Here is an 18,112-nt window from a genome sequence, read left to right as displayed (position 1 = left end):
GGTTGAACGCTCATGCGGGCGCGGCTAACCGCCTCGCATGAGCGAGCTTCCCAAGACATTCGATCCTGCTGCGATCGAGCAGCGCTGGTACGAACATTGGGAGTCCAGGGGGCTCTTCCGGCCCGACCGGCCGAATGAGGAGCCGTGGACGATCGTCATGCCGCCGCCCAACGTCACGGGCTCGCTGCATATCGGCCATGCGCTCGACAACACGCTTCAGGACGTCCTGACTCGGCGCGAGCGCATGCGCGGCAAGGACGCGCTGTGGGTCGTCGGCATGGATCATGCCGGCATCGCCACGCAGATGGTGGTCGAGCGGAATCTCGCCGCCGAGGGCATTGCGCGCGCCGAGCTCGGCCGGGACGAATTCGTCAGCCGGGTCTGGCAGTGGAAGGAAGAAAGCGGCGGCCAGATCACCCGCCAGCTCCGCCGCCTCGGTGCGTCCTGCGACTGGAGTCACGAGCGCTTCACGATGGACCCGGGCTTCTCGAAGGCGGTCATCAAGGTCTTCGTCGAGCTCTACAAGCGTGGCCGCATCTATCGCGACAAGCGCCTCGTGAACTGGGACCCCAAGTTTCAGACCGCGATCAGCGATCTCGAGGTCGAGACGCGCGAGGTCCAGGGCCAGTTCTGGACTCTTCGCTACCCGCTCGCTGACGACGCTCGCACCGGGACGGGGTCGAGCCATATCAAAGTGGCGACGACGCGGCCCGAAACGATGCTGGCCGATATGGCGGTCGCGGTTCATCCGGACGACGAGCGGTACAAGGAACTGATCGGCAAGAATATCAAGCATCCCATCACAGGGCGCCTGATCCCGATCATCGCCGATGAGCACGCCGATCCGGAGCTCGGTTCCGGCGCGGTCAAGATCACGCCGGGGCACGACTTCAACGATTATGAGGTCGGCAAGCGCGCCGGGTTCGCTCCGCGCGACATGCTCAACATGTTCGATGCGACGGCCCATGTCGTCCAGACCCAGGACGGGCTCATCCCGCAAGAGCTGCTTGGTCTCTCTCGCGAGGAAGCGCGCAAGCAAGTGCTCGACATGCTGATGGCTGGCGGCTTCCTGGCCAAGGTTGAGGATCGAGCGATCCCGACCCCGTACGGCGACCGTTCGGGTGTGGTGATCGAGCCATGGCTGACAGACCAATGGTATGTCGACGTGAAGCCGATGGCGGAACGCGTGCTCGACGCCACCCGCTCCGGCGACATCAAGATCGTGCCGGAAACCTGGTCCAAGACCTGGTTCAACTGGCTTGAGAATATCCAGCCCTGGTGTGTCTCGCGCCAGCTCTGGTGGGGCCACCGCATTCCGGCGTGGTACGCCGACGACGGCAGCGTCTTCGTGGCCGAGAGCGAGGAGGAAGCGAAGGCGCAGGCCGGCGACCAGCCGCTACGCCGCGATCCCGACGTGCTCGACACCTGGTTCTCTTCAGCGCTGTGGCCGTTCGCGACGCTGGGCTGGCCGGAGCAGACGCACGATCTCAAGCGGCACTACCCGAACGACGTCCTCATCTCCGGCTTCGACATCATCTTCTTCTGGGATGCCCGCATGGCGATGCAAGGCCTGGAGTTCATGAACGACGTGCCGTGGCGCACGCTCTACCTCCACGGCCTGGTCCGCGACGCCAAGGGCCAGAAGATGTCGAAGTCGAAGGGCAACACGGTCGATCCGCTGGGCATCGTCGACAAGTACGGCGCCGATGCGCTGCGCTTCACGCTGGCCGCGATGGAAAGCCAGGGCCGCGACATCAAGCTCGATGAGAAGCGCGTCGAGGGCTACCGCAACTTCGCGACCAAGCTGTGGAATGCCGCGCGCTTCCTGCAGATGAACGGCGTCGGCGCCAGCGACAGCATCGCCGCTCCGGCCGCCGAGCTTCCGGTCAACCGCTGGATCATCGGCGAGGTGGTCGACACGCTCGCGAAGCTCGACACCGCGTTCGATGAACTGCGCTTCGACGAGATGGCCGACGCCATCTACCACTTCGTCTGGGGCACTTTCTGCGACTGGTACGTCGAGCTGGTGAAGGGCGCGTTCGACGAGGAGACGAAGCGCGTCGCCGCTTGGGCGTTCGACCAGATCCTCGTCATGCTCCACCCGTTCATGCCCTTCGTCACCGAAGAGCTGTGGAACGCGAATGAGCGCCCGTACGACCTGATTGTCGCGAAGTGGCCGGAGCCTCAAGCCGAAGCCAACCCTATCGTCGGAACCGTCGGAAACGAGGTGGTGGACGTTCAAGCCGAGATGCACTGGGTCATCGAGACCATCATGGCAGTCCGCGCGGCGAAGAATGAGGTCGGCATCGCGCCCGGTCAGCGTCTTCCGGCATACTTGGAAGATATCTCGTCGAGTTTGTGGAAGCGTCTACCCGCAGCGCAGTCGATGTTCGAGCGCGTCGGTAGGATCGATATTCATACCTCCGAGGAGGTTCCCTCGGGGAGCGCGCTTCGGATTCCAGCCCCCGGTGCGACTTTGGTGATTCCGCTTGAAGGAGTGATCGACGTTGAAGCCGAGAGATCGCGACTTCTGAAGTCGGCAGCCGCCGCCGAAAAGGAACGCGATAGCCTCGCTGGCCGCCTGTCGAACCCGCAGTTTGCCGAGCGGGCGAAGCCTGAAGCGGTGGAGAAGGCGCGCTCCGACCATGCGGAGAAGTCCGCTGAGGCCGAACGCTACCGCGCCGCGTTGGAGAGGCTCGGCTAAAGGAGTTCAACCATGGCGGATGCGTCCACCGCTCGACGCGGCGACCTGACGCAGGGCAGCATCGGTCCGACGCTGCTGAAGTTCGCGCTGCCGACGCTGGCGTCGTCCATCCTCCAGTCGCTGAACGGCACGGTCAACGCCATCTGGGTCGGCCGTTTCCTCGGCGAGCACGCACTTGCCGCCACGTCCAACGCCAACATGGTCATGTTCCTGCTGACGGCGTTCGTCTTCGGCTTCGGAATGGCCTCGACCATCCTCATCGGCCAGTATTGGGGCCGGAAGGACGTCGACGAGGCACGCAAGATCTTCGGCACGGCCGCCGGTGCGTTCGGGATCGTCACGATCCTGATCGCGGTCGCGGGCTGGTACCTGTCGCCCGCGATCCTGCATGCGCTGGGCACGCCTGGAGACGCAGCGCCGCTCGCGCTCGACTATCTGCGGGTCATCTTCCTCGCCATGCCGGCGCTTCTGCTGCTCACCTTGCTGATGATGGCGCTGCGCGGAGCGGGCGACAGCCTGACGCCGCTCTGGTTCATGATGGTCGCGGTCATTCTCGACAGCGGTCTGAACCCGGTCTTCATTCTCGGCCTCGGTCCTGCGCCGAAGCTGGGCATCGCAGGCTCGGCGACGGCAACGCTCATCGCCAACTACACCGCGCTGATCGGCCTGCTCGTCTTCATGTACGTCCGCGACCTGCCGCTCAGGCTGCGCGGAAGCGAGCTTCGCTATTTGCTGCCGAGCGGAGCGATCCTGAAGACGATTGTCGCCAAGGGACTGCCGATGGGCATCCAGATGATCGTCATCTCCATGTCCGCTCTCGCGCTGGTCGGCATCGTCAACCGCGAGGGCGTGGACACGGCGGCGGCCTTCGGCGTCGCGATGCAGCTGTGGACCTATGTGCAGATGCCCGCGATGGCGCTCGGCGCGGCGGTCAGCGCCATGGCGGCGCAGAACATCGGCGCCGGACGCTGGGAACGCGTCAATCCGATCACCCGGTCGGGCATCATCTACACCTTGCTCATCACCGGCGTGCTGATCGTCCTCCTGACCGTCTCCGACCGGTCGGTGCTGGCGCTGTTCATGGGCAGCGACAGCCCGGCGCTGCCGATTGCGCGGCACATCCATCTGCTCGCGACCTGGAACTTCCTGCTGTTCGGAATGACCATGGTCCTGTTCGGCACGGTGCGGGCGAACGGATCGGTCTGGGGCCCGTTGCTGATCCTCTGCGTCGGGTTGGTGCCCGTCCGCTTCGGCTTCATCTTCGCGAGCTATCCCAGCCTTAACGCCGACGCGATCTGGCTGAGCTTCCCCGCAAGCTCCTTCGTCAATTTGGCGCTCGCCTTCGCCTTTTACATGCACGGCGGCTGGCGGAAGGCGCGGATGCAGATCGACCAGCGCCCGAGCGAAGAAGAATGCGTCGAGGAGGCGCAAGCGACGCGGGAGCCAGGCGGAGCGCTCAACCCGGCAGGCTAGGCACGGCGACCGTCACGGCGTCGGCGACCGCGCTGATGTCCAGCGGGGTCTCGGCGCCGATCTCGCCGTCGATCGACACTCTGAGCCGCGGCTTGGTGCTTAGCCGGAATTGGCTTCCGACGAATTCGCGCACCGTCTGGTGGCGCGATCGCAGCTTCACCGCCGCCGCGAGATAGCTCCAGCCGAGCTTCACAAGGCTCCGTCCGGCCACGACCTGAACGACAATCTCGCCGCTCTTGATGTCGGCACTTTCGATCAGCTCCAGCCCCCCATGATAGCGCCCGTTGGCGATGCGCACTTCGGTGGCCCACATCCGCCGGGTCCGTCGGCTGCCCTCCAGCTTCACGCGGAAGGCATTGAAGTTCGCGGCGGACCAGCCCGCCCAGACCAGATAGCCGAGGCGCCCGAGGCGGCGCTTCAGCCCATGCGGCACGGTCTCGGCGACCTTTGGCGCGAGGCCCATGGCCGCCGCATTCAGGAAATAGTCGCCGTTGATGCAGCCGAGGTCGATCTTGCGCGGCTCGGCCGTGGCAATCGCCTGCACCGCGCCGTCGAGGTCCAGAGGCATCCCGATCGTCCGCGCGAAGCTGTTCGCCGTTCCCAGCGGCAGGAAGGCGAAGACCGTGTCCGTGCCGATGAAATAGTCGATCATCGACGACAAAGAACCGTCGCCGCCGCCAACGATCACCATCGGCGCACGCTTGATCGCCTGCTTGACCGCGCGCTCCATGCTGTCCGCGGTCTTGCACTTCTTCGCATCGATGAGCTCGATTCCGGCGGCGGTCAGCTTGTCCCGAGCTTCGTCGAACAGGTCCGCACCGCGGCGGCTGCCCGCATTGACCACGAGGATCGCCTGTTTCGGAAGTGCTGCGGGCATCCGCCGGTCAATGTTCGGCGCGCCCTTTCTTTCCAAGGGCGTCCCAGTCTATCTGCGCGGCCAATGACGACAGCCCCTTATCCCGCCCTGCGCATGCGCCGCGGCCGGTCGAGCGCCTGGATGCGTTCGATGCTTGCCGAGAACCGGCTTCACCCCAGCGATTTCATCCTGCCTCTCTTCATTTGCGAGGGCAGCGGTGCGGAGGAGCCTATCGGCTCGCTACCGGGCGCGAGCCGCTGGAGCGTGGACCGTATCGCGGCCAAGGCAAAGGAGGCGGCGTCGCTCGGCATCCCGTGCATCGCGCTGTTCCCGAATACGCCCAACGAGCTTCGCACCGACGATGCGCGTGAGGCGCTGAACAAGGACAATCTGATCTGCCGTGCGACGAAGGCGATCAAGGACGCGGTGCCGGACATCGGTGTGCTGACCGACGTCGCGCTCGATCCGTACACGTCGCACGGCCATGACGGCATGGTCGACGGGGCGGGTTGGGTCATCAACGACGACACGGTCGCGATCCTGGTCGAGCAGGCAGTCGTTCAGGCGGAGGCGGGCGCAGACATCATTGCGCCCTCCGACATGATGGACGGCCGCGTGGCAGCGATCCGCTCGGCGCTCGAGGACGGCGGGCACCAGAACGTCGCGATCATGGCCTATGCCGCGAAATATGCGTCGGCCTTCTACGGACCGTTCCGCGAGGCGGTGGGCTCCCTCGGCCGGCTGAAAGGCGACAAGCGCGGCTACCAGATGGATCCGGCGAACATCGAGGAGGCGCTGCGGGAGGTCGAACTCGATCTCGCCGAGGGTGCTGACTTCGTGATGGTGAAGCCGGGCCTGCCCTATCTCGACGTCGTCGCACGGGTGAAGGACGCGTTCGGCGTCCCGACCTTCGCCTACCAGGTGAGCGGCGAGTATGCGATGATCGAAGCGTCGGCAGCGGCCGGCGCGGGCGACCGCAACGCGCTGATCCTGGAGACGCTGATGGCCTTCAAGCGCGCGGGTGCCAGCGGCGTGCTCACCTATCATGCCATCGATGCTGCACGGCTGATCCAGGGCTGATGCTCGACGGGCTGCGCACCGAGATCGAGCGGTTGCGCGCGGCGGCTTCCCCGCTGGAGCCGGACGCGGAGCGGCGGCGCGATGTCGGCGGGCGAACCCTCGATCACGCGCTCGCCTATTGGGACCAAGTCGAAACTGCGCCGAGCAATCGGCCTTGGTCGGAGGTCTTCGCACAGACCCTGGACCCGGAGTTCACGGATTCCGGTCGCGATCCTGCCGCAGTGCTCGATTATGTCGCGGAGTGCATCGACCGGCCCGGCTTCGCGACGACCTCGCCACGTTTCATGGCCTACATCCCCGGAGGCGGACTGCCCTATTCAGCGATGGGCGATTTGCTTGCCGCGTCAGCTAACAAATATTCCGGCTTTGCCTCGGCGAGTCCCGGCGCCGTGCGCATCGAGAATGCCTGCACCCAGTGGCTGGCGAGCGTCATCGGCTATCCGGCGACGGCGGCCGGAACGCTGACGTCAGGCGGAAGCATCGCCAACCTCACCGGTATCGTCGCCGCCCGCGAGGCTCGCGATCCGGAGGGCGGCGGCGCGGTCTACACGACGAGGTTCGCGCATTATTGCATCGACAAGGCGCTCCACATCGCGGGCAGGGGTCGCTCGCCCCGACGGCAGGTCGAGACCGACGCGCGGCATCGCATGTCGGTGGGCGCGCTCGAAGAGGCGTTCGAAGCGGACCTGCGCACCGGCATTCGGCCGTGGCTGGTCGTAGCATCGGGCGGCACGGTCGACACGGGCGCAATCGATCCGCTGCCTGAGATCGCCGAGCTCTGCCAGAAATACGGCGCATGGCTGCACGTCGACGGTGCCTATGGCGGGCTGTTCTCGCTGTGCGACGAGGGCAGGGAGTTGCTGCGCGGCATCGAGCAGGCGGACAGCGTTGCGCTCGACCCGCACAAGACCCTGTTCCTGCCGTACGGAACCGGTGCCGCTTTGGTCCGCGACGGAAAGCATCTCACCGACGCCTTCAGCGCTTCCGGCGAATATATCCGGCCGCTCGGCGAGTCCGAAGTGGGCCCTTCGCCCGCCGACCTTTCGCCGGAGTTGACGCGCCATTTTCGTGCGCTCCGCCTGTGGTTGCCGTTGCAGATCGCCGGCGTTTCGGCGTTCCGCGCGGCGCAGTCGGAGAAGCTCGCACTCGCCCGCTACTTCCACGGTCGCCTGTCGGAGCTCGACGGCTTCGACCCCGGACCGCCGCCCGACTTGTCCGTCGTCGCCTTCCGCTATGTGCCGAAGGATGGCGACGCGAACGAGTTCACCGAGCGACTGCTGAAGCACCTCCAGCAAGGAGGGCGCGTGATGATGAGCGGCACGCGCATCGACGGCATCAACCTTATCCGCTGCGCGATCCTCTCCTTCCGGACGCATCTTGAACATGTCGATCAGGCGATCGAGGCAATTCTCGACGGAGTGAGGGCGCTCAATGGCTGAGGTCGCGGCCGAGACCGAGCGGCTCCGCCTCCGCACCTGGGACGCCGAGGACCTCGATGAATTCATCCGGCACACCAACACGGAAGGCGTCATGCGCTGGCTTGGCGGTGTCCGGTCGCGCGAATGGCATGAGGCCGCGTTCGGACGCATCGAACGTTACCAGCGCGAGTTCGGCCACACATTCTGGATCGTCGAGCGCAAGTCCGACGGCGCCTTGCTGGGCTTTTGCGGCCTCAAGCGCGTCAACAGCGACGGCGCACCCAATCCCGGCGACTTCGAAGTGGGCTGGCGCCTGCGCGAGGATGCGTGGGGGCAGGGCTATGCCAAGGAAGCAGCCATCGCGAGCCTCGACCTCGCCTTCGGCAAGTTCGGCGCTCCGCACGTCGTCGCGCTCACGGTCAACCAGAACGAAGCGAGCCAGGGCCTGATGAAGCGGCTGAGCATGACCCGCCGGCCGGACATGGACTTCCAGAGCAAGGACCTGCCGCCGGAAATCAATCCGACGATCGTCTACCGCATCGAAGCCCAGGAGTGGCCTGCGGCGCGCGCGGCCGCTCTCCGCTAACTGCGCAGGCGTTTCTCGAGGACGTCGAGGCGCTCCGCCTCGCGCTGATCGATTTCCGAGACGATCGCGGCCGCCTTCTGGATCGCGTCCATGTCCGCCTGCGAAATTCCGCCCTTGGTGGCGAGCGCGGTCGAGCCCAGTCCGTCGATATCGCCCATCGCTCGCGTCGTCGGCCCGCGGGCCGCCTGGGCCGCGGAAAGCGCCTGCTGCGCCACGACCCAGCTTTCAGACGATGGAGCGCCTGCCGAGGCCGCGAGGCGCTCCGCATTGGCTGCGGCATCGCGGAAAGCGGCGTCGCCCGACTGCGCCTGATCGACCAGCGCGGCGAGATGCGCCGCCAGTCCGGCACTCACCGGCCCCGACCGAATGGGGCTCACCACCGGAACGCGGGGATCGATGTTCTCGGCCGCTCGCGGTGCCAGCGACGGGTATGGCCCGCCTTGAGTCGAGCAGGCGGAAAGCAGGGCCAGCCCAAGGAACGCAGTGGAAACGCGGGTCCGCATGGCCGAAGCTCTAGGAGGCGTGTCGGCATGTCGCAACTTTCGAGGGTTGCGCGGCGCGAACGAGGCCCCTATGTCGCCCGCCTGCCGTTTCCACGGCGCCGCGCCCGTAGCTCAGCTGGATAGAGCATCAGACTACGAATCTGAGGGTCGGACGTTCGAATCGTTCCGGGCGCGCCATTTTCCTGAGGCACCGAGCGCAATTGAGCGGTTGCATCGCAATCGTGAGCTAACTCGCAGCCCGGGCATTCCGGCCGATGGAACCGTTGCGACCTGCCACTCGTATCGGCGGTTGCAACCGCGCGAGGTGAATATGGCGCAAGCGGATCCGGACGATCGACCGACAAAGACGCAAAAGCGCGGGGCGCTCGACGCGCTCCACGCCGTGTTCGGAGCATTCCCGCTCGCTTACTTCACCTTGGCCTTCATCACCGACATTGCCTACTCGCGGTCGTACAACCTGCAGTGGCAGTATTTCTCGATCTGGCTGATCGTCGCCGGCCTGGTGATGGGCGGCCTCGCCATATTCTTCGGCGCGGTCGACTGGCTGGTCGAGCGGCGCAGGTCCGAGGGCCGTCCGCGCGGGTCGGGATGGCATATCCTATTGCCCATCGTCGCCTGGCTTCTGGCACTGCTCAACGCCTTCATCCACAGCCGCGACGGCTGGACGGCGGTTGTTCCTGAAGGGCTGATCCTCTCCGGCATCGTCGCCTTGCTGATGCTGGTGGGCGCCGGGTTCTCGACTCTGACGTGGAGGAGAAACGCGTGATGAGACGGCTCCTCCTGATCGGCTGCGCACTGGCATCGGTGGCGGCCTGCAGCGATCCCAAGTTCGACGAATCCAGCCAGATGGGCACGAACCCGGTCCTGCCGGAGCCCAAGCAGTTCCTGCTTCCGCCGGTCAACGTTTCCCCCGGCGAGGGCTGGCCGGCGGGCAAGACTCCGACGGTCGCGGCGGGTCTGCAGATCAAGGCGTTGGCCACCAACCTCGCGCATCCCCGCTTCGTCTACGTTCTTCCCAACGGCGACATCTTGGCGGTGCAGGCCAAGTCGCCGCCGCCGGAGCCGGTCAAGCGGCCGAAGGACCCGATCGTCGCGCTCGTGAAGAACAAGGCGACGAGCTACCCCGGCGGTCCAAAGGCGGCGAGCCGCATTACGCTCATCCGCGATGCGGACGGCGACGGCAGGCCCGAGGTTCAGACGACCCTGCTCGACAATCTCCGGTCGCCGTTCGGCGTAAGCTGGGTCGACGGGACGCTGTACGTCGCCAACACGGACGGCGTGGTCGCCTATCCCTATACGCCGGGCCAGACGACGCTGACCGCGCCGGGCCGGACCCTCACGCCATTGCCGGGCGGGCCCATCGATCACCACTGGACGAAGAGCCTCGTTGCCAGCCCCGACGGTACGAAGCTGTACGCAACCGTCGGATCGAACAGTAATATCGTCGAGAACGGCTGGGACGCCGAGCGGGGCAGGGCCTCGGTCTGGGAGATCGACCGCAAGACCGGCGCCGCACGCGAGTTCGCGACCGGCCTCCGCAACCCGAACAGCCCAGTCTTCTACCCGGGGACCAATACGCTCTTCGTAGTGGTGAACGAACGCGACGAGCTCGGCGCGCACTTAGTGCCGGACTATCTGACCTCGGTGAGGGACGGCGGCTTCTACGGCTGGCCCTATTCCTATTACGGCCAGCACCTCGACCCGCGCGTCAGACCGCAGAACCCCGAGCTCGTCGCGAAGGCCATCGTGCCCGACTATGCCCTCGGCTCGCACGTCGCTGCTCTGGGCCTGACCTTCTACAACGGCACTCTCCTCGGCCGCTATCGTGGTGGAGCCTTTATCGGCGAGCACGGTAGCTGGGACCGCTATTCGCCTTCCGGTTACAAGGTCGTATTCGTCCCGTTCGCCGATGGAAAGCCGACCGGCAAGCCTGTCGACGTCGTGACGGGCTTCCTCGACATGGCGAAGGGCAAGACGTTCGGGCGGCCCGTCGGGGTGGCGGTAGACCGGTTCGGTGCGCTTCTGATTGCCGACGATGTCGGAAATACCGTGTGGCGGGTTACGCCGGCGGGTTGGCAGCCAAGTGCCGCGCCGGCTCCGGTTACGACTGCGGCGGCGCACTAATCCGAACGGCCGTAGGAGCCAGCGCGCTCCTCACCGGTTGAGCGCAGACCTTCTTCTCTGCGTGCACCTGTGAACAACTTCATCCGCGAACCCCTCGAAGCCGACACCCAGGTCGAGGCACCGCCTCCGCCGCCGGGGATCCTCAAGCTGGTCGGCGCCAGCGTGGTAACCGGCGCGGCCGACGACGATCCTTCGGCCATCGGCACGTACGCGAGCGCCGGGGCGAAATACGGCTTGGGCTTCCTCTGGGTCGCTCCCGTCCTGCTGCCGATGATGTACGTGGTCACCTACCTGTCGGCGAAGATCGGGCAGGTCTACGGCAAGGGGCTGTTCGCCTGCATCCGCGACCAGTTCCCGCGCTGGGTGCTTTATCCGCTCGTGACGCTCGCCTTCATCGGCAACATCATCGAGGCTGCGGCAGACCTGGGTGGAATAGGAGCCGCGCTCAACCTGTTCGTTCCGCTGCCAATCCCGGTGATCGTCGTCGGGACCGCGGCGATTATCTACGCGATCCAGTATTTCGGATCCTACACGCTGATCCGGCATGTCTTCCGCTGGCTGGCGCTCGTCCTGTTCGCCTACATCGCCGCGGCGATCATGACCCGGCCAGATCCGGCAGAGGTGCTTCGCGCGACATTCGTTCCAAGGCTGAGGCTCGACGCCGAATTCCTGGCGCTGGTCGTCGCCTGCATCGGGACTTCGTTATCGGCCTACGTCTACACTTGGCAGTCCAACCAGGAGGTCGAGGAACAGATTGCCATCGGCCGCAGGCGGCTTTGGCAGCGACGGGGGGCCACTCGCCGCGAGATGAAGAAGACCAGTCGCGATGTGCTGACGGGCATGATCTTCTCCAACGTCATCCTCTATTTCATCATCCTTGCCACGGGCACCACGCTCCACCCGGCGGGCCAGACCGAGATCGAAACGGCCGCCCGGGCGGCATCGGCGCTGGAACCTCTGGCAGGCGAGGGAGCGAAGTTCCTGTTCGCGGCGGGCGTCGTGGGCGTCGGCTTCCTCGCCGTGCCGGTCATGACCACTGGCGCAGCCTACGACGTCGTCCAGGGCATTGGCCGTCAGGCGAGCCTTCATGACGAGCCGGAGGACAATCGCCTGTTCTACGGAGTGATCGCTCTGGTCACGGCGATTGCGGTCGGCTCAACTTCCTCGGCTTCAATCCGATGCGCGCGCTCGTCTGGTCGGGGATCGTGCAGGGCTTTTCGGTGCCGCCACTGCTCCTGATCATGATGCTTCTGACGAACAGCCGGCGCGTCGTGGGCGCCCGGACCAACGGCTGGAAGACGAATTTCCTTGGCTGGATGACGACCGCCGTGACATTCCTGTGCACGGCGGCTCTGGTCGTTAGCTGGATCGCGTGAGCGCCCTTAGGCGCTTACAGCGACCGTCGTCGGATTAGCCCGCTCTGCAAAGTCCGCCGCCAGCTTGGCATGCCAGGCCCGAGCCTGCTCGGTCATGGCGCGTTGGGCGGCCATACGCTCCTCCACGGCCCTGCGACGATAATAACGCTCGTTCGACTCCATCGTACGCGCCTCCCCAAAAGGCATGTCCCTCTCCCACTGCCGCACGATGGTCCGGAGAAACCTAAGACTCGGTTAATATCCACAGGCAGTCCGACAGAACCCGCCAAACCGTTCCAGACTGAAACAGTCTGTGGTCCGAAGGCGACAATCTTGCCGCAATTGCAGATTATCTCTGAAACCTAACGACTCATCGCTCGTTGGAGGGTGAAATGGCTGGAAGGAACGACGAATGTTGACTTCGATCGACGCCCGCCGCGATCCGTTCGATCCCGCGGTGCGGGGCTATCATGCCGTGTATCGTGAGAACGAAGTGAACCACTGCCCGGGTTGCGGTCGGACTCACTGGTTTCTCGGTCGCTTGCTGGCGGAATGCGCATTCTGCGGAACGGCACTGCCGCTGCAGGAAGGCTATCGGCAGGGAAATGCAGTCACCGTGGTCGGTTGGAGCTCGCGTTCCAGCTATCACGAGCTGAAGGCCGCTTAGGCCCTCATTTGCGATTCCCGTTCGCGGGAGGGTCAAATGCGAATATACTGACGCTCATGCGTAAGCTGTTCGCCTTGCTCATTGCAGTATCGACAATCGCGACGCCCGTGCCTGCCATTGCAGGTGCGGGCGCTTTTTCCGTGGTCAACAATACCGGCCTGAACATGCAGGCGCTAACGATCCGCCGCTACGGGACGAAGGACTGGAAGCCTCTCGGCTCCGCTCCGTCGCCGGGCGGGCGCGGCTCGGTCACGTTCAACGACCCCGATTGCGCGTTCGACATCCAGGCGACGCTTCAGGGCGTCGGCACCGTCGTCTGGAGCGGCGTCAATCTCTGCGAAGTGAAAGCGGTGATCCTGAACCGGAACGCGTCTGGCGCGCTCTGGGTCGACTACGAGTAGAGGTCACGCGGCGCTGCACCCGCGGCGGGTAGGGCCCCATCGCGACCGCCGGAGGGGCCGGCTTCACTGAATCCAGCAGTTTCGCGCCGGCGATGAAGACGACGCCCGTGCACGCCAGGGCGAGCAGCCAGCCGCCAGTCCCCGGGTACAGATCTAGATAGTGGCGAGCCCGTTCGACTGCGCCCAAGGCGATGGCATAGGTCACCAGCCACGCTTCGGTGCGGGTCTTGATGGTGAATAGTCGACCGAGTTTTCGAAGCATCGCCATGTGTTAACGCCTGAACGATTCGACTCAGGTTTTGAGCCGATTCCGTCCTAAAAAACAGAGTTACGAAGGCGTTAAGAACCCGGATTTGTCCCGATACGGGATTCAGGCGAGTTCGGTCAGGTCCAGGGCTTCCAGCAAGGCGGTTCGCGCCGCTTCCACATCGGTCGCGAGCGACGGCTTTTGCAGGTCGGCATTGTCGATGTCGATCGGCCAGGTCCGGCGGATCACCTCCGCCAATTTATCGAGCTTGGCATCGTCGACGATGAAGCGGGGATCCACGGTCGCGGGGTCGGCGACTACGCGAAGCCTCAGGCAGGCAGGGCCGCCGCCATTGGCCATCGACTGGCGAACGTCGACGACCTCGACGCGGCGGATCGGGCCGTTGCCGGCGATATGCCGCTCGATCCACGACCAGACCGTAGGCGTCTCGCGAGCCTCGGTCGGAACGACCAGCGTCATCTCGCCGTCGGGAGGGGTCACCAGCTGCGCGTTGAACAGATAGGACGTAATCGCGTCGCCGATCGGCACTTCCGCAGCGGGCACCTCGACCAGCTCGAAACCGGGCAGGCGGCTCTCGCAAAAGCCGACCAGGCCGGCGCGGTCGGCGAACGCCAGCTCGTGCGCGAAGAGGACGTTCTCATTCGCCACGGCGACGACGTCGTTGTGGAAGGCGCCCGCGGCGATCGCCTCCTCGGACTGCTCGACGAACAAGGTGCGGTCCGGATCGAGGCCGTGAAGGCGCGCGATGGCCTTCGAAGCCTGCAAATGCTGTCGCGCAGGGAACGCGCCGCCGGTGACGCCGTATACGAACAGCTCCAGGCCGCGCTCGCCGTGCTTCGATGTCACGCGCATGTGGTTCGCAGCGCCTTCATCCCCGAACGCGGGCGGGACCGGGCCGTGGACGCGGAAATGCGCCGGGTCGGCAAAGGCGATCTTCAGCTGCGCCAGCGTGCCCGGCCATTCATGGCTGCGATGCGGCATGGTCCGCAGGTTGGCGGCGGTCAGGTGGCAGCGCCCGTCGCTCGTGTCGGGCGCCGGCGAGACCGTCGCGGCATTCGCGGCCCACATCGATGAGGCCGACATGGCGGCTGCGGCGAGGGGCGCGTCGGCGTGCTCGTAGTCCGTGCCGAGTTCCGCCAGCCAGCTGCGGTTCGGGCGAGCATTCGGCAAGAAGATGCCCTGGGCGAGCCCGAGCGCGAGGTTGGCGCGCATCTTGTCGATGCCCTGCAGCGCCGCCGCGCGCGGTTGCGAAACCTGGCCAGCGTTCTTCGTCGACGCGAGGTTGCCGAAGCTCAGCCCCGCATAATTGTGCGACGGTCCGATGATCCCGTCGAAGTTGATCTCGCGAAGGGCCACTAGCGCTTTACCGCAAGGACGGTGTCGCCTTCCTTCACGCCGAGCAGCTCGGCTGCTTCGGCATCGATGCAGATGCCCTTGCGTCCGGCGCGCTTCACCATGCCGAAGCAGGCCTTGAAGTCCTTCAGCTGGCCATGGGCGAGGAGCATCTTGGTTTTCCCGCCCTCCGAGATCTCGACGATCGTCTCCTCGTCCGACTCGTCGATCGTGCGCAGGTCGTCGATGTGCGCCGTCACTGTCGGCCCGCCGTCGAAGATGTCGATGTAGCGGTCGAAGGAGAATCCTTCCTCCTCGAGCATGCGCAGAGCTGCCCGGCCGGTTGGATGCGGAAGGCCCATGACGGCACGCGCGGACTCGCTCAGCAGTGAGACGTAGATCGGCGTCTTGGGCATGAGGTCGGCGATGAATTGCGTGCCGTGCACGGCGTTAAACTCGTCCGCCTCCGGGAAGGTCATGTCGAAGAAGCGCCCCGCGAGCCCATCCCAGAAGGGCGCGTTGCCGGCCTCGTCCATCACCCCGCGAAGCTCGGCGAGGACGCGGTCGCCGAAGCGCGCGCGGTGCGATTTGATGAACAGGTAGCGGCTGCGCGCGAGCAATGACCCGAGCCCGCCCGCGCGAGCGTTTGGGTGAAGGAACAGGCCGCCGACTTCCGACGACCCTTCGAGGTCGGTCGTCAGCGTCAGAGTCTGGTTACGGAAGGTCTTGCCGAGTTCAGGGCTGGTCTGGGTCAGCGTGCTCAGGTGATAGGAATAGAAGGGCTGGCGAACGCCGACTTGGCCGAACACCTGGCAGGTGCCGCGGATGACGCTGGCCTTCGGGTCCTCCAGGACGAACATATACAGGTCGTCGGATTGGCTGTCCTCGGCGCGCGAGAAGCCTTTGTCGGAACGCGCGATCTTCTGGACCAGGGTCGCGCGGTCGGGCGGAAGGTTGGTGAACCCGCCGCCGGTGAGCTTGGCCATTTCGTAGATGGCGCCGAAGTCATCGGCCGTGACCGGGCGGACGCGGAAGCTCATGCGTTCCCTCCGGCCAGTCGCAGGATGGTCAGCGCCGACAATGCCGCGCGTTCCTTCAGGCTTTCGACGATCAGAAATTCCTCCATGCTGTGGATCTTGCCGCCGCGCACGCCCATCGTGTCGACGACGGGCACGCCGCAAGCGGCGATGTTGTTGCCGTCGCAGACGCCGCCGGACGGTTGCCAGCCGATCGCCTGGCCGAGGTCGGCGCCGGCCTGTTTCACGAGGCCGAACAGGTTGTCCATCTCCGGCGTCATCGGCTTGGGCGGACGAGCGAAGCCGCCGTGCACGTGCATGCTGACTTCGCGCTCGGACGACACGGCGGAGACGGCCTGCTGGATCGACACTCTGGCGTCGGCTTCAAGCGCGGGCGTGGCGGGCCGCATGTTGACACGGAGGATGGCGATGTCGGGCACCACGTTGGTCGGCGATCCGCCATCGATCTTCGCAGGGTTCACCGACAGGCCCGGCTTGCGCATCGCCTCGAACCGGAGAGCGAGATCGGCCGCGGCGAGCAGTGCGTTGCGCCCGTCCTCGGGATTGCGGCCGGCGTGCGCAGAGCGGCCGCGGATCGTGATCGCGAAATTGCCGCTGCCCGGACGCGCGCCGGCTAGCGTCCCGTCCGGAAGTGCGGACGGCTCGTAGGTCAGCGCCGTGCGCTTCCCGCGAGCCGCTTCGGCGATCAGCGGTGCGGAGCCAAGCGAACCGACTTCCTCGTCGCTGTTAAGAACAACCTCGTAGCCGACGCTGGTTGCCGCATCGCTCTGCTCAACGGCTTTGAGCGCCGCGAGCATCACCGCGAGCCCGCCCTTCATGTCGGCAGTGCCGGGCCCATTGATGACCTGCTCGTCGATCCAGCGCGTTTCCTGGAACGCATGATCGGCGCCGAACACCGTGTCCATGTGGCCGGTGAAAAGAAGCTGCACCGGCGCGTCCGGGCGCACCTTCAAGTGCAGGTTGCGGCCATGCTCGATGGCTATGGTACGGCCGGAGGCATCGACCGCTTCCACCGGTGCGGGGTCGACCAGCACGATGCTTCCGGGAAGCGCCGAGAAGGCGTCTGCAAGAAGCCCCGCCACGGTGGCGAGGCCATCGAGATTGCGCGAGCCGCTGTTGACCGCTGCCCAGCCCAATACCTGGTCGAGCATCGGCTCTGCCGCCGCGCGCTCGACCGCCATCTGTTCGCTGGACGACAATTCCCCCATGCCCCCGGCTCCTAGCCGTAGCGCGGGCCGAACGCCACACCGTGGCTTACGCGGGAGAAGGCTCCTGCCCGGCGGCGGTCGGCGCAATCTCCATGATCACGTCGCCTGCTTCCAGCTTTTGCACCTGCGGCCGCCAGAAGCCGTAGGCGGTGCCTCCGCGAATGATGCGTACGCCCATGTCGCTAACGTCCTTGAGCGACCGCCCGATTTCCTCGGGAAGCACGTCGCGTTCGATCAGGCGCACCTTGCCCTTCATCGAGGCCAGGTCGGCGAGATAATCCGCAATGTGCTGACCCGCGTGCGTGGTCGCAAGCAAGAGACCCGCGAAGTCGAGCGGGTTTACGACGACGTTCGCTCCGGCGCGGCGGGCAGGGGCGATATTGTCCTCCTCGTTGACGGCGATGCTGATGCGAACGTCGGGCGCGAAGTCGCGAACGGTCAGGCAGATGAGGATCGACGTGTCGTCGCGGCCCGCCGAGATGATGACGAGCTTCGCCCTTTCGACATGGACCGAGCGGATCGTCTGGTCGCGCGCGGCGTCGCCCTGCAGCACGGTGCAGCCGAGCGCCTTCGCGCGCTCCAGCCGTTCCGGATCCAGGTCGATGACGACGATGTCCTCGGGATTGGCGCCGAGATCGATCAGCTCGTCCACGGCGCGCCGGTTCTTCGTTCCGTAGCCGGCAACGACGATGTGATCGGTGAGGCTGCGCTGGATTCGTCTCATGAGGAATTTCTCCCAGGATCGCCTCGCCACGAACAGATAGGCCGAGCCGACGAAGATCAGTAGAAAGAGGATGCGGATCGGCGTGACGACGAAGGCGTCGAAGAGCCTCGTGCGCGGCGTCACCGGAACGATGTCGCCGTAACCCGTCGTCGTCGCGCTGATCATCGTGAAATAAAGGACGTCGATGAAGCTGACGCTGCCGTCGTGCGTATCCTTCAGCCCGTCGCGCTCGAGCCAGTGGACGACGACGAGAAAGCCGAGCAGGCCGACGACCGCTGCGATCCGCCACGCGAGCCCGAACCAGCCAGTGACCCGCGGCTTGCGCCGCAGCATGAGCAGTTCGCTGGTGTCTTCTTCGGCGGCCATCTCTTCCCTT

The 18,112-nt window shown here is 65.6% G+C and carries 17 protein-coding genes and 1 tRNA gene; 12 read left to right on the top strand and 6 right to left on the bottom strand.

Features of this window, described 5'->3' with window-relative positions; translation table 11 throughout:
• Positions 1-37: 37 nt before the first annotated feature.
• Both LZ016_RS07990 and LZ016_RS07985 read left to right on the top strand, forming a co-directional pair.
• The gene (locus LZ016_RS07990) at positions 38-2,704 is read left to right on the top strand and encodes a valine--tRNA ligase (RefSeq protein ID WP_241446863.1); all 2,667 of its coding nucleotides are present in this window, start codon (positions 38-40) and stop codon (positions 2,702-2,704) included.
• A gap of 12 nt (positions 2,705-2,716) precedes the next feature.
• Positions 2,717-4,177 (top strand): MATE family efflux transporter, encoded by a 1,461-nt coding sequence (locus LZ016_RS07985; RefSeq protein WP_241446862.1) that lies wholly within the window; start codon positions 2,717-2,719, stop codon positions 4,175-4,177.
• On the opposite strand, the gene LZ016_RS07980 is transcribed toward LZ016_RS07985, so the two are convergent.
• Complete coding sequence (locus LZ016_RS07980) at positions 4,161-5,054, bottom strand: diacylglycerol/lipid kinase family protein (RefSeq protein ID WP_241446861.1); 894 nt, start codon at positions 5,052-5,054, stop codon at positions 4,161-4,163. The two genes, LZ016_RS07985 and LZ016_RS07980, sit on opposite strands and share 17 nt — an antisense overlap.
• A 63-nt stretch (positions 5,055-5,117) precedes the next feature.
• On the opposite strand from LZ016_RS07980, the gene hemB reads away from it, so the two are divergent.
• The 3 genes from hemB to LZ016_RS07965 are packed head-to-tail and all read left to right on the top strand — an operon-like array spanning position 5,118 to position 8,117.
• On the top strand, positions 5,118-6,113 hold the full coding sequence (gene hemB, locus LZ016_RS07975) for a porphobilinogen synthase (protein WP_241446860.1): 996 nt from the start codon (positions 5,118-5,120) through the stop codon (positions 6,111-6,113).
• Positions 6,113-7,552, top strand: coding sequence for a pyridoxal phosphate-dependent decarboxylase family protein (locus LZ016_RS07970; protein ID WP_241446859.1), 1,440 nt, complete (start codon positions 6,113-6,115; stop codon positions 7,550-7,552). The genes hemB and LZ016_RS07970 overlap by 1 nt, the downstream gene beginning before the upstream one ends.
• On the top strand, positions 7,545-8,117 hold the full coding sequence (locus tag LZ016_RS07965; protein WP_241446858.1) for a GNAT family N-acetyltransferase: 573 nt from the start codon (positions 7,545-7,547) through the stop codon (positions 8,115-8,117). The genes LZ016_RS07970 and LZ016_RS07965 overlap by 8 nt, the downstream gene beginning before the upstream one ends.
• Here LZ016_RS07965 and LZ016_RS07960 read toward each other — a convergent pair.
• Positions 8,114-8,620: a hypothetical protein gene (locus LZ016_RS07960; RefSeq protein ID WP_241446857.1), complete on the bottom strand. Its 507-nt coding sequence runs from the start codon at positions 8,618-8,620 to the stop codon at positions 8,114-8,116. The two genes, LZ016_RS07965 and LZ016_RS07960, sit on opposite strands and share 4 nt — an antisense overlap.
• 100 nt (positions 8,621-8,720) lie before the next feature.
• Here LZ016_RS07960 and LZ016_RS07955 point away from each other — a divergent pair.
• The 7 genes from LZ016_RS07955 (at position 8,721) to LZ016_RS07925 (ending at position 13,167) form a co-directional block, all read left to right on the top strand.
• A tRNA-Arg gene (locus tag LZ016_RS07955) sits at positions 8,721-8,797 on the top strand.
• Positions 8,798-8,930: 133 nt separating this feature from the next.
• Positions 8,931-9,386 carry a DUF2231 domain-containing protein gene (locus tag LZ016_RS07950; protein WP_241446856.1) on the top strand — a complete coding sequence of 152 codons (456 nt, stop codon included), beginning with the start codon at positions 8,931-8,933 and terminating at the stop codon, positions 9,384-9,386.
• A complete protein-coding gene (locus tag LZ016_RS07945; RefSeq protein ID WP_241447486.1) occupies positions 9,386-10,744 on the top strand; it encodes a PQQ-dependent sugar dehydrogenase in 1,359 nt (452 codons plus the stop codon). The genes LZ016_RS07950 and LZ016_RS07945 overlap by 1 nt, the downstream gene beginning before the upstream one ends.
• A gap of 69 nt (positions 10,745-10,813) precedes the next feature.
• Positions 10,814-11,983 carry an NRAMP family divalent metal transporter gene (locus tag LZ016_RS07940; RefSeq protein WP_241446855.1) on the top strand — a complete coding sequence of 390 codons (1,170 nt, stop codon included), beginning with the start codon at positions 10,814-10,816 and terminating at the stop codon, positions 11,981-11,983.
• The gene (locus LZ016_RS07935; RefSeq protein WP_241446854.1) at positions 11,965-12,120 is read left to right on the top strand and encodes a hypothetical protein; all 156 of its coding nucleotides are present in this window, start codon (positions 11,965-11,967) and stop codon (positions 12,118-12,120) included. The genes LZ016_RS07940 and LZ016_RS07935 overlap by 19 nt, the downstream gene beginning before the upstream one ends.
• A 391-nt stretch (positions 12,121-12,511) precedes the next feature.
• On the top strand, positions 12,512-12,766 hold the full coding sequence (locus LZ016_RS07930; RefSeq protein WP_241446853.1) for a hypothetical protein: 255 nt from the start codon (positions 12,512-12,514) through the stop codon (positions 12,764-12,766).
• Positions 12,767-12,822: 56 nt separating this feature from the next.
• Entirely contained in the window at positions 12,823-13,167 is a 345-nt protein-coding gene (locus LZ016_RS07925; protein WP_241446852.1) for a hypothetical protein, read from the top strand.
• Between the two features lie 370 nt (positions 13,168-13,537).
• Here the strand turns inward: LZ016_RS07925 and LZ016_RS07915 are convergent, their stop codons facing one another.
• Genes LZ016_RS07915 through LZ016_RS07900 form a run of 4 tightly spaced genes read right to left on the bottom strand, consistent with a single transcriptional unit; the run spans position 13,538 to position 18,102 of the window.
• The gene (locus tag LZ016_RS07915; RefSeq protein ID WP_241446851.1) at positions 13,538-14,791 is read right to left on the bottom strand and encodes an N-succinylarginine dihydrolase; all 1,254 of its coding nucleotides are present in this window, start codon (positions 14,789-14,791) and stop codon (positions 13,538-13,540) included.
• Positions 14,791-15,807 carry an arginine N-succinyltransferase gene (locus LZ016_RS07910; protein ID WP_241446850.1) on the bottom strand — a complete coding sequence of 339 codons (1,017 nt, stop codon included), beginning with the start codon at positions 15,805-15,807 and terminating at the stop codon, positions 14,791-14,793. The genes LZ016_RS07915 and LZ016_RS07910 overlap by 1 nt, the downstream gene beginning before the upstream one ends.
• Positions 15,804-17,012: a hydrolase gene (locus tag LZ016_RS07905; protein ID WP_241446849.1), complete on the bottom strand. Its 1,209-nt coding sequence runs from the start codon at positions 17,010-17,012 to the stop codon at positions 15,804-15,806. Before LZ016_RS07905 ends, LZ016_RS07910 begins: the two co-directional genes overlap by 4 nt.
• 46 nt (positions 17,013-17,058) lie before the next feature.
• Complete coding sequence (locus LZ016_RS07900) at positions 17,059-18,102, bottom strand: potassium channel family protein (RefSeq protein WP_241446848.1); 1,044 nt, start codon at positions 18,100-18,102, stop codon at positions 17,059-17,061.
• Positions 18,103-18,112 lie beyond the last annotated feature (10 nt).

Origin of the sequence: Sphingomonas telluris (assembly GCF_022568775.1) — a bacterium.
Taxonomy (GTDB): domain Bacteria; phylum Pseudomonadota; class Alphaproteobacteria; order Sphingomonadales; family Sphingomonadaceae; genus Sphingomicrobium; species Sphingomicrobium telluris.
The sequence above is the reverse complement of the archived record's forward strand: the minus strand, read 5'-3'. Positions and strand labels throughout refer to the sequence as shown.